We start from the raw sequence: 11,334 nt of genomic DNA, 5'->3' as shown, positions 1-11,334 counted from the left end.
TGCAGAGGAACGCCTGAGCTAAAGCTCATGCATAAGAAGTTCTAAACAATAAATTGTTAAGAACTTCTAAATATTGGCGTAAAGATATTTTCAAATGGGTATAGTAATTACTAAAGGGAGGTGCCACTATGGATAAAGTTCAATTAAGCAATGAAATTGAAATTGCTTATCGTGATGTAGGGCAAGGCATTCCCATCGTATTAATTCATGGATTAGATGGCAACTTAGCAGCATTTAAACAATTATCTGAACAATTAAGTGACCGCTATAGAGTCATAACTTATGATGTACGTGGTCATGGGAAATCGTCACGATGTGAAGTGTATGATTTAGAAGATCACATTGAAGACTTATATATGTTAATGGATCAATTAGACATAAGCTCGGCACATATTTTAGGACATGATATGGGCGGATTAATTGGAAAACGTTTCACCGAAAAATATCCTTTTAAAACCATTTCGTTAACTGCGATTTCTTCTAAAAGGGAGGATATTGCTCATGGTTTCACACAATTGATGGTGGATCATCAAGATTTAGTTGCTGGTTTTAATAAATCCGAAGCGTTGTTATTATTATTTCCATTTCTATTTAAAGAACAAGATAATACAATGAAATGGTTTCAAGATCAAAGAATGTATAGCAGACCTTCAGCAGAAGAAAGTGCTATAGCGATTAGAGCTCTAATATCTTCTAATGCAGAAGAACAAGAAGCTACACAGTTGGTTAACGTACCAACATTAATTATAAATGGTTTCTATGATCCGTTAATTAAAGATAAAATCAATTATTGTGTTGATGATCATTTTGAAAATATTACTAAAATGATATTCAATGAGTCAGGACATGCACCACATATTGAAGAGCCAGAAAAATTTATAAATGTATACTTAGATTTTATAAGTTCAATTGAACATTGGATATCTAAATAGTTTATTTAGATAAGCAAAAAAGGTTACTTATCATGCTAAATCATGATAAGTAACCTTTTTAATGTCAGACACATTTTAATCATCTTCCAAACAATTCATCATTAAAAAATACCTATCTTTATCAAGATAGGTAAGCAAAATAGATACGTACATTAAAGTATATTAAGTTGGTAGCTAAAATATGCGTATCTTTTAACAAAGCTATACTTCAATACGAGACTTATACTTCGTTTTCGTCGTTTGCTTCTGTAATACGATTATTAACACGTTTTAATAATTCATCAATTTTTTTACGTTGTTTAGTATTAACTAAGATTAATACAGTTCTTTCATCATGTTCGTTACGTTTTTTATCGAAATAATCTTCTTGTGATAAGTTTTTAACCGCTTTAACAACTTGTGGTTGTTTATAGTTTAAATGGTTAATAATATCTTTAAGGTAATATTCCTCTTCTTTGTGTTCACTAATATAAGTTAAAACTGCGAATTCTTCAAAGCTAATTGAAAATTCTTTTTTGATAATACTTTTTAATTTGTCAGCATAAGTGACCATTGCTAGTAACTCGAAGCAATCATTTATTTTTGAAATAGCCATTACTGAAACCTCCCTATTTATATACACTTACATATACCTTTATAAGTGTCTTTACCCGATTTTATATATTTATATCTCTTTTTTGAAAAATATGAAGTGTCTGCCATAATTTAGTATTAAATTTATTTAAAGAAATATATTTAATGCTATATTATTTAGTTAATTATAACTAAATAAATTTAAGAAGTAAACAAATAAGTGTTTATAAAACTAATTATTGATTATGGTATAACATTTTTTCATATATATAGCATTTTTCAATTACAAATTTATCATAACAAATTCAAATTTTCTGTAATTTAATAAAAAAACAACTGAAAAGTAAAGTTTTTGCAATAATTATTACAAATAAATTATTTATAAGAACTTTGTAGTGACTTTGAAGGTGCTTCAACGACCTTTTCATTTAACATTAACCCTTGAGTAACATTAATCATATTTTTTTGGTCTGTTAATTGATATGTAACTTGTCGTTTAACTAAACGATGACCTAATTGTACAAGTACATATTTATTATCAATTAATGCTGTTTTAGGGACGAGAATATCATTTGAGAAAAGTTTGATTTTAAAGTGTGTACCAATAGCGAAATGTTGTTGAGTTGATATTTCAATTTGGTACGTGGATTGGTTACTTTTAATTTGTTGTGGAATATCTGAGATATATTTTATTTTTCCTATAAAACTTTTTTTATCATTAGAATAGATTGAAATATCTTGATTAATTCTTAATTTATCTTTTTCGGATTCTGATATATTAGCACGGATGATGCGCTCCTGGCTATTAATTTGCATTATTTTGTTGTTACTTTTTGAAGGTGATTGAGTAAAAAAGTGTACTTTTCCAGAAATTGGAGAATAAATAGTTGTACGGGTTTCAGATTTATCTTTAACAAATTGTGATGTCATTAAAGTTCTTTCAAGTAATTGTTGTTGTTGTTGAATCGATAACTTGGGATATGCTTTTTGGATTTGAGAAAGGGTTAAATGTTGTTGTTGCTCAAGTTGTTTTTGTTTAGAGGGGTTAAAATATTCGAATAGGGGTGTATCTTTTTTGATACTTGATTGATGTTTAACTAAGAATTGGTTGATGTAACCAAGTTGATCATTATAGTAAATGTTAAAACTTTTGACTGCTTCTTGAGTTCCTATTGTAGATAATAAAAGCTTATGCTTAACCTTTATAGTTTTGAATTGATTGGATTGAGATTGTTGTTGAGAAGAATGATAGAAGTAAAATCCAAAGTAGAGAGAAATAATTAACAATAGAGTGGATAAAATAAAAATAGTTAGTTTTTTTAAATTCAATAAGTTCACCTCGTGGAAATAGATGGGTATATTATACAATACAATATTATATTGAGGTATACTGAAATTAAATTAGATTTTAATTTTGTATAAATTTATTGTTAATATGAATAAAATAAATAAAAATCGAGTTCATAAATAGAACTCGATTAGAATAAACGTAATAGTATAATGCCAATTGCGATACAGACTAATCCTATGCATTTACGAAGAGTAATCTTATTTTTAGGCGTACCTAGTAAACCAAAGTGGTCGATAATGACACCCATTAACATTTGACCTAGCATACCTACAATAGTTGTCAGAGCGGCACCTAGAAAAGGCATTAATACGATGTTTGAAGTGACAAATGCCATACCTAATACACCACCGACAAAATAAACAGGTTTAATTTGACCTAATTTTTCATGTGAACGATGTACTTTTAAACTTTTATGGAATATAAGAGTCAAAATCAATAAAGCGATAGTACCTATAGTGAACGAGACGAGGGAAGCAAAGAAAGAAGAATCAACTTCTTTAGCTAACGCACTATTAATTGTAGTTTGTATAGGAGGTGCGCAACCAAAAATAAATCCTACAATTAACCATATATATAAACGAGAATTAGATTTCCCCATTAATTTGTCTTTAGGTATTTGATTCATTAATAATATACCGATGAGTAATAATATAATTCCAACGGCTTTAAAAAGGGTGAATGATTGTTCATTTGCACCAAACAAACCTAACGTATCAATTGTGACACCCATGATAATCTGACCAGCCACAGTAATGACTACTGTAAGCGCAGCACCAAGTCTAGGTAATAATAATAAATTTCCTGTTAAGAAACATACACCTAATAAACCACCGATAAACCAATGATAATTGATGTCTTGATGAGTAAGGAAGGTTGGCGTCAACATTTGAGGATTAATGATTAAATTAAGAATAATTAAACATACTGTGCCAACACCGAAAGAAATTGTTGAAGCATAAAAAGAAGACTTCGTATATTGACTAAGTCTTGAATTCACTGAAGTCTGTATTGGGATTAACATACCTACAAAAATACCTAAAAAGTATAGAAAAGCCATATTGTGTGTCACTCATTTCTTATATAGTGAATTAATTATAACGGAAATAAGGGTTATATAAAATAGATGGCGTTAAATCATATAGAGAAATATGAGATCATAATATTCATATTCTATGATAATAAAAAAACCGCTTCTTACTGAATCATTGTTCAGTGAGAAGCGGTTTAAATATCAAATTGGCACTATCTATTTGTTTTCAAAAAGAATTTGAGTATTTTTAGTTACGATATACGCTGCATAGATTTTATTAATTGGGCCTTCAGTTGATTTTAAAATATCTAACTTTAATAACTGTTTCATACATTCTTTTGCAATTTGTTCAGTTATAGAGCTGTCATTTTCGGGTATTTGTAACTTAACAGGTTTGTCTAATTGATTTTTGAATACAAGATCTAATGTAGTCTTCATGTTAGTCCTCCTATACTAATGCTTGAGTTCTAATTGCTTCAACTTTATCGAATGATTCTCCAGTTAATCGTTCAATAATAGAAGAAAACGTTTTGATTTGTTCATCTGTAGCAGTGGGCTTTAAATTTGAAAAACGACGTTTGTGTTGAGTTGCTTTACCTTCTGAATCATAAGTGACACGTGTTAAAACAACTACAAGTTGGTTAACTTCATTCATTGTTATGACCTCCTTTCACTTTATATATCGAAAGTAAATTTTAAAAGGGACACTATTTATTAATTTATTTTTAAGCAAACTGCTTTAATGTTACATAAATATGATTTATCATTGAATAAGAAACTTTTTTCAGGAGGACGTATGAATCAAGTAGAACCTATTAGAAATACAGAAGACATACAAAAAATGTACACTATATTGCGATCTCGTTCACAAAGAGATTATTTATTATTTAAATTTGCGATACATACAGGTGTTAAGTTATGTGAATTATTAAATATGAAAGTCCATAGACTAAAGTCAGTTGAAAGTGGAAATATCAAATCAACTTGGATTGACAATGTTGACCCCTCTATACAAATTTTATTGCCCCCAGATTTAAGAAATGAGTTACAAGATTATATTAATCATTATCAAATTCAGGAAGATAAACTTATATTCCAATCATTAAGAACCGGTAAGGGATTATCTAGGCAACAAGCATATCGCATTATTCATAAGGCAGCTGAAGAATCTAATATACCGCATGTTGGGTTAACTACACTTAGAAAGACATTTGCCTATCACGCTTATCAATCAGGTATTTCTATTTCTATTATTCAAAAATATTTAGGACACCAAACAACGCATGAAACGATGAAGTTTATTGGTATTAAAGATAAAACTCATAATAATACTGTTATTGCGTTGAATTTATAAATTAAAAAGGAGGCTTTTGATGGGCTTGTTAAACCTAATGGTGATATTAGTAGCCATTATGGGTCTAGTGCTATTGTCCATGTTACATCGTAAAATGAATGCGTTGGCAGGTTATATAGCACTATGTGCCCCTATTATTTCATCAATCTATTTTATTGCGAAGATACCACAGATTGTTCAGCAACATATGATTACGTTGCATATTCCATGGATGACTTCGCTAGATATTAACTTTGACTTGAGGCTAGATGGACTCAGTTTAATGTTTGCTTTAATTATTTCACTTATAGGTGTAGCGGTATTTTTCTATGCTACTCAATATTTATCGCCTCATACGGATAACCTACCTAGATTCTTCTTTTATTTATTATTATTTATGTTTAGTATGTTAGGAATTGTGCTTTCAAATAATACCATTTTGATGTATATCTTTTGGGAGTTAACAAGTGTTTCATCATTTTTACTTATATCCTATTGGTATGTTAATGGTAATAGTCAGTTGGGAGCTATACAGTCCTTCATGATAACTGTATTTGGTGGATTAGCATTATTGACAGGATTTATTATGTTGTATTTGATGACTGGAACAAATACGATTACAGAGATTATTGCACAACGTCATCATATTATTAATCATCCTTTATTTATGCCAATGATGTTAATGATATTATTAGGTGCCTTTACCAAATCTGCACAATTTCCATTTCATGTATGGCTACCTAAAGCAATGGCTGCACCAACCCCAGTTAGTGCCTATCTTCATTCAGCTACTATGGTAAAAGCGGGTATTTTCTTATTATTCCGTTTTACTCCAGTATTAGGATTAAGTGATGTCTATATTTATATTGTGACATTTGTAGGTTTAATAACTATGTTATTTGGTTCTATTACAGCTTTAAGACAATACGATTTAAAAGGGATTTTAGCGTATTCAACTATTAGTCAATTAGGCATGATGATGTCGATGGTAGGTATTGGCGGCGGTTATGCACAACATCCTTCAGATTCATTATCAGAGTATTATGTTTTAGTGTTATTTGCCGGATTATTTCATTTAATGAATCACGCTATTTTTAAATGTGCGTTATTCATGGGTGTAGGTATAATCGATCATGAAGCTGGAACGAGAGACATACGTTATTTAAATGGAATGCGTAAACTGTTCCCTAAAATGCATATCACAATGTTACTAGCAGCATTATCTATGGCAGGAGTGCCATTTTTAAACGGATTTTTAAGTAAAGAAATGTTTTTTGATTCATTAGTAAAGGCTATACATTTAGACCAATTTGATATTACATTAACAATCATTGTTGTTGCTATAGGTGTAATAGCTAGTATCTTTACCTTTACCTATGCACTTTACATGATTAAAGAAACATTTTGGGGCAAATTTAATAAAGATTATTTTACTAAGAAAAATATTCATGAACCTGTAGCGTTTAGTTTGCCCGCATTAGTATTAATGATATTAATACCAATTATATTCGTTATTCCTAATCTTTTTGGTCAGCACATCATTTTACCAGCCTTAAGATCAGTTACAGCTAAAGGTACACAAGTGGATAACATCGCACCGCATATTTCACAATGGCACGGCGTTAATTTACCACTTATTTTAAGTATTATTGTCATCGTTGTAGGTATAGCTTTAGCTTTAATGGTAGAGTGGAAATCTTTAACACACAAATTAATCAAACATGCTTCTATAACAGATACTTATATGGCTATTTATAGAAAGTTTGAAGCTTATTCTGGATATAGTATAAGAATGTTGATGAAAAACAAACTTAACCACTACATTATCATTACTTTGCTCATCTTTGTTGCCATAATTATGTATGGCTATATTCGTGTAGGCTTTCCACATGTACATGAGTTACATGTATCTACTTTTGGACCATTAGAAGTTATTTTATCAATTGTTACATTGATTATCGGAATTGTACTTATATTTATTAGACAACGTCTGACAATGGTTGTGTTAAATGGTGTTATAGGATTTGCTGTTACATTATTCTTCATTGCGATGAAAGCACCTGATTTAGCACTGACACAACTAGTAGTTGAAACAATAACGACTATACTATTTATCGTTAGTTTTTCTAGATTACCTAACGTTCCGAGAGCAAAAGCGAATATTAAAAAAGAAACAATCAAAATCATTGTGTCATTGATTACTGCGGTTACTGTTGTTTCACTCATATTCATTACTCAGCAAACTGACGGTATGCCAACAATATCTAAATTCTATGAAAATGCAGATAAATTAACTGGTGGTAAAAATATAGTTAACGCTATCCTAGGAGATTTCAGAGCACTAGATACTTTATTTGAAGGTCTAGTATTGATTATCGCAGGACTTGGGATTTATACATTATTAACTTATAAAGATCGGAGGGGACAAGATGAAAGAGAATGATGTAGTGCTACGAACGGTAACTAAGATTGTTGTGTTTATCTTATTAACATTTGGATTCTATGTGTTCTTTGCGGGACACAATAATCCAGGTGGTGGATTTATTGGTGGCTTGATTTTCAGTTCGGCATTTATTCTTATGTTCCTTGCGTTTGATGTTAAACAGGTACTGATTAGTTTGCCAATTGATTTTAAAAAGTTAATGATTATAGGTTCTTTAGTATCAGTAATGACTGCTATTGTACCAACATTTTTCGGGAAGCCATTTTTATACCAAACTGAAGCAGATATTGCTTTACCTCTAATAGGTCACGTTCATGCGACTACTGTGACTTTATTTGAACTAGGCATATTACTAACCGTTGTTGGTGTTATTGTAACGGTGATGCTATCAATAAGTGGGGGTAAATCATGAATCTCATTTTATTATTAGTAATAGGATTTTTAGTATTTATTGGTACGTATATGATTCTATCGGTTAATTTAATTAGAATTGTTATTGGTATTTCCATATATACGCATGCCGGTAATCTGATTATTATGAGTATGGGTCAATATGGTCCTGGAATGTCTGAAGCACTTATTAAGGGCGGTCATCAACATTTTGTGGATCCACTACTACAAGCAATTGTATTAACAGCGATTGTTATTGGATTTGGTATGACGGCATTTTTACTTGTATTAATTTATAGAACATATCGTGTAACAAAAGAAGATGAAATCAATGTATTAAGGGGTGAAGAAGATAATGAGTAATTTATTAATATTGCCAATGTTACTCCCATTTCTTTGCGCTTTAATACTAGTATTTATCAAAGATAAAAATAAAGTATCGAAATTTCTTTGTATCAATACAATGATAGTGAATACGATTATCTCATTATTATTACTAATTTATGTAATGAATCATCATCCCATCACATTAGACTTTGGGGGTTGGAAAGCGCCATTTGGAATACAGTTTTTAGGTGATTCATTAAGTTTATTAATGGTAACCATAACATCTTTTGTCGTTACTTTAATCATGGCATATGGATTTGGTCGTGGTGAACAACGTGTCAATCGATTTCATTTACCATCATTTATTCTGTTTTTAACTGTAGGTGTCATAGGTGCATTCTTAACTTCTGATTTATTTAATTTATATGTGATGTTTGAAATTATGTTACTTGCATCTTTTGTACTTGTTACGCTAGGTCAATCTGTAGAACAATTACGTGCTGCCATTATTTATGTCGTATTAAATATTATTGGATCATGGTTCTTACTTTTCGCAATTGGCTTATTATATAAGACAGTAGGGACACTTAATTTTTCACATGTTGCATTGAGATTGAGTCATATGCAAGATAATCAAACTGTGACAATGATTTCACTTATATTTCTTGTTGCATTCAGTTCTAAAGCAGCACTTGTCATATTCATGTGGTTACCTAAAGCATATGCAGTATTAAATACAGAACTAGCAGCGCTATTTGCAGCATTAATGACTAAAGTAGGTGCTTATGCATTAATGCGTTTCTTTACATTAATCTTCCATCATCATGAAAATGTGACGCATCCACTACTTATTTTTATGTCATGTTTAACGATGATAATAGGCGCTTTTGGTGTATTAGCTTATAAAGATATTAAAAAAATCGCTGCCTACCAAGTTATTTTATCAATAGGATTTGTCATTCTTGGTTTAGGTTCACACACTTTTTCAGGTGTGAATGGTGCTATTTTCTATTTAGCAAATGATATTATCGTTAAAACGTTATTATTTTTCATTGTAGGTAGTCTAGTTTACATTTCAGGCTATCGTCAATATCATTACTTGAGCGGACTTGCCAAACGTGAGCCATTTTTTGGAATAGCATTTGTCGTTATGATTTTAGCTATTGGCGGTGTACCTCCATTTAGTGGATTTCCAGGAAAAGTACTTATTTTTAAAGGTGCAATTGAAAATGGTAACTACATTGGACTAGGTTTAATGATCGTGACAAGTTTAATCGCTATGTATAGCTTGTTTAGAATATTATTTGTGATGTATTTTGGCGATCAAGATGGTGAAGAAGTAGACTTCAAGAAGATACCTAAATATCGTACAGGTATTCTAGGTATACTCGTTGCAGTCGTTTTATTAATGGGTATTGCGGCACCGCTTGTATTACAAGTGACTGAAAATGCTACATCACTAAATATGGATGAACATAAATTCCATCAAAACGTTAATACACATTTGAAGGAGGGAAGTAACTAGATGAATCAAGTCGTACTAAATATTGTTATTGCATTTTTGTGGGTATTATTCCAAGACGAGGATGAATTCAAGTTTACAACCTTCTTCTCAGGCTATCTCATTGGTATTATCGTGATTTATATTTTACATCGTTTTTTCGGACAAGAATTTTATTTAAGAAAAATATGGGTTGCTTTTAAATTTTTAATGGTTTATTTATATCAATTGATTACAGCTAGTATTAGTACAATTAATTATATTTTATTTAAAACTAAAGATATGAACCCAGGTTTATTAACGTACGAAACGAATTTGAAAAACGACTGGGCAATTACATTTTTAACTATATTGATTATTATCACGCCAGGTTCGACAGTGATACGTATATCGAAAGGCACAAATAAGTTTTTAATTCATAGTATTGATGTGACAGATAAAGATAAGAAGGATTTATTACGTAATATTAAACAATATGAAGATTTAATCTTGGAGGTGACACGATGATACAGGCTTTGACTCAATTTTTTATTATTTCAGCTCTGGTTATATTTGGTATTGCATTATTAATATGTCTGCTTAGGTTAATTAAAGGACCAACCACTGCTGATAGAGTTGTTTCATTCGATGCGACAAGTGCAGTTGTGATGTCGATTGTTGGTGTCATGAGTGTCATTATGGATACTGTATCGTTTCTAGATTCAATTATGTTAATAGCGATTATTTCATTTGTTAGTTCAGTATCCATTTCTAGATTTATTGGAGGAGGTCGCGTTTTCAATGGAAACAATAAAAGAAATCGTTAGCCTCATCTCTGCTATTTTAATTTTTCTAGGTAGTATTATCGCATTGATTAGTGCGATAGGTATTGTGAAATTCCAAGATGTCTTCTTACGTAGTCATGCATCAACGAAAAGTTCTACTTTATCTGTATTATTGACTATCATTGGTGTATTAATCTACTTTACTATGAACGCTGGATTTTTCAGTGTTAGATTATTATTATCACTTGTTTTTATTAATTTAACATCTCCAGTTGGAATGCATTTGGTAGCGCGTGCTGCTTATCGAAATGGTGCCTATATGTATAGAAAAGATGATGTGCCAAGACAGTCTTCGATTTTACTCAGCCAAAATGAATTCAATTCGCCTGAAGAATTAAAAACACGAGCAAAATTGAGAGAAGAAAGAAGAGAAAAATTATATTATAAAGATAAGAAGAAGCTCTATAAATAATTTGTGGAAAAGAAATAAAGCAATTGGACACTTTAAAAAATAAGTGTTTAATTGCTTTTATATTTGTCAGAAAAATATGAGAAATAAAGGTGCGATTTATTTAAGTATTATGTAAAATAATGATAAAATATTGAACAAGGAAAATTGTGAATTTAAGTAGTTATTTATTGGAAAGTGATAAAAATGTTTTATGAGTTTGGAACTTTAAAGTGTGACGT

Annotated in this window: 14 protein-coding genes; 9 read left to right on the top strand and 5 right to left on the bottom strand. The window is 30.4% G+C overall.

Annotation, left to right across the window (positions count from 1 at the left end; genetic code table 11):
• Window positions 1-128: 128 nt before the first annotated feature.
• Window positions 129-932: an alpha/beta fold hydrolase gene (locus HMPREF3125_RS06515; protein WP_029056402.1), complete on the top strand. Its 804-nt coding sequence runs from the start codon at window positions 129-131 to the stop codon at window positions 930-932.
• A 220-nt stretch (window positions 933-1,152) separates the two neighbouring features.
• Here the strand turns inward: HMPREF3125_RS06515 and sarA are convergent, their stop codons facing one another.
• From sarA to HMPREF3125_RS06490, 5 genes are all read right to left on the bottom strand, one after another.
• Window positions 1,153-1,527 carry a global transcriptional regulator SarA gene (gene sarA, locus HMPREF3125_RS06510; RefSeq protein WP_029056403.1) on the bottom strand — a complete coding sequence of 125 codons (375 nt, stop codon included), beginning with the start codon at window positions 1,525-1,527 and terminating at the stop codon, window positions 1,153-1,155.
• A 353-nt stretch (window positions 1,528-1,880) separates the two neighbouring features.
• The gene (locus HMPREF3125_RS06505) at window positions 1,881-2,843 is read right to left on the bottom strand and encodes an efflux RND transporter periplasmic adaptor subunit (protein ID WP_252650140.1); all 963 of its coding nucleotides are present in this window, start codon (window positions 2,841-2,843) and stop codon (window positions 1,881-1,883) included.
• 140 nt (window positions 2,844-2,983) lie between these two features.
• Window positions 2,984-3,913, bottom strand: a complete 930-nt coding sequence (locus tag HMPREF3125_RS06500; protein ID WP_070452621.1) for a DMT family transporter — start codon at window positions 3,911-3,913, stop codon at window positions 2,984-2,986.
• A gap of 189 nt (window positions 3,914-4,102) precedes the next feature.
• Window positions 4,103-4,324, bottom strand: coding sequence for a DUF2922 domain-containing protein (locus HMPREF3125_RS06495; protein ID WP_017637185.1), 222 nt, complete (start codon window positions 4,322-4,324; stop codon window positions 4,103-4,105).
• A 10-nt stretch (window positions 4,325-4,334) separates the two neighbouring features.
• Entirely contained in the window at window positions 4,335-4,541 is a 207-nt protein-coding gene (locus HMPREF3125_RS06490; protein WP_017637186.1) for a sigS mRNA-stabilizing protein SroA, read from the bottom strand.
• A gap of 141 nt (window positions 4,542-4,682) precedes the next feature.
• Here HMPREF3125_RS06490 and HMPREF3125_RS06485 point away from each other — a divergent pair, with 141 nt between their 5' ends.
• Genes HMPREF3125_RS06485 through mnhG2 form a run of 8 tightly spaced genes read left to right on the top strand, consistent with a single transcriptional unit; the run spans window position 4,683 to window position 11,116 of the window.
• Complete coding sequence (locus HMPREF3125_RS06485) at window positions 4,683-5,240, top strand: tyrosine-type recombinase/integrase (protein WP_017637187.1); 558 nt, start codon at window positions 4,683-4,685, stop codon at window positions 5,238-5,240.
• A gap of 19 nt (window positions 5,241-5,259) precedes the next feature.
• Entirely contained in the window at window positions 5,260-7,662 is a 2,403-nt protein-coding gene (mnhA2, locus tag HMPREF3125_RS06480) for a Na+/H+ antiporter Mnh2 subunit A (protein ID WP_070452619.1), read from the top strand.
• Window positions 7,649-8,074 carry a Na+/H+ antiporter Mnh2 subunit B gene (gene mnhB2 / locus HMPREF3125_RS06475; RefSeq protein WP_017637189.1) on the top strand — a complete coding sequence of 142 codons (426 nt, stop codon included), beginning with the start codon at window positions 7,649-7,651 and terminating at the stop codon, window positions 8,072-8,074. Before mnhA2 ends, mnhB2 begins: the two co-directional genes overlap by 14 nt.
• Window positions 8,071-8,415 (top strand): Na+/H+ antiporter Mnh2 subunit C, encoded by a 345-nt coding sequence (gene mnhC2 / locus HMPREF3125_RS06470; protein ID WP_017637190.1) that lies wholly within the window; start codon window positions 8,071-8,073, stop codon window positions 8,413-8,415. The genes mnhB2 and mnhC2 overlap by 4 nt, the downstream gene beginning before the upstream one ends.
• Window positions 8,405-9,904 (top strand): Na+/H+ antiporter Mnh2 subunit D, encoded by a 1,500-nt coding sequence (gene mnhD2 / locus HMPREF3125_RS06465; protein WP_141738050.1) that lies wholly within the window; start codon window positions 8,405-8,407, stop codon window positions 9,902-9,904. Before mnhC2 ends, mnhD2 begins: the two co-directional genes overlap by 11 nt.
• Window positions 9,905-10,387, top strand: a complete 483-nt coding sequence (mnhE2, locus tag HMPREF3125_RS06460; protein WP_070452613.1) for a Na+/H+ antiporter Mnh2 subunit E — start codon at window positions 9,905-9,907, stop codon at window positions 10,385-10,387.
• Complete coding sequence (gene mnhF2 / locus HMPREF3125_RS06455; protein ID WP_017637193.1) at window positions 10,384-10,686, top strand: Na+/H+ antiporter Mnh2 subunit F; 303 nt, start codon at window positions 10,384-10,386, stop codon at window positions 10,684-10,686. Before mnhE2 ends, mnhF2 begins: the two co-directional genes overlap by 4 nt.
• Window positions 10,661-11,116: a Na+/H+ antiporter Mnh2 subunit G gene (gene mnhG2 / locus HMPREF3125_RS06450; RefSeq protein WP_017637194.1), complete on the top strand. Its 456-nt coding sequence runs from the start codon at window positions 10,661-10,663 to the stop codon at window positions 11,114-11,116. Before mnhF2 ends, mnhG2 begins: the two co-directional genes overlap by 26 nt.
• The last annotated feature ends 218 nt before the right edge of the window (window positions 11,117-11,334 follow it).

The sequence above is a fragment of the Staphylococcus sp. HMSC13A10 genome (assembly GCF_001808005.1).
GTDB classification, from domain to species: Bacteria; Bacillota; Bacilli; order Staphylococcales; family Staphylococcaceae; genus Staphylococcus; species Staphylococcus pasteuri.
The sequence above is the reverse complement of the archived record's forward strand: the minus strand, read 5'-3'. Positions and strand labels throughout refer to the sequence as shown.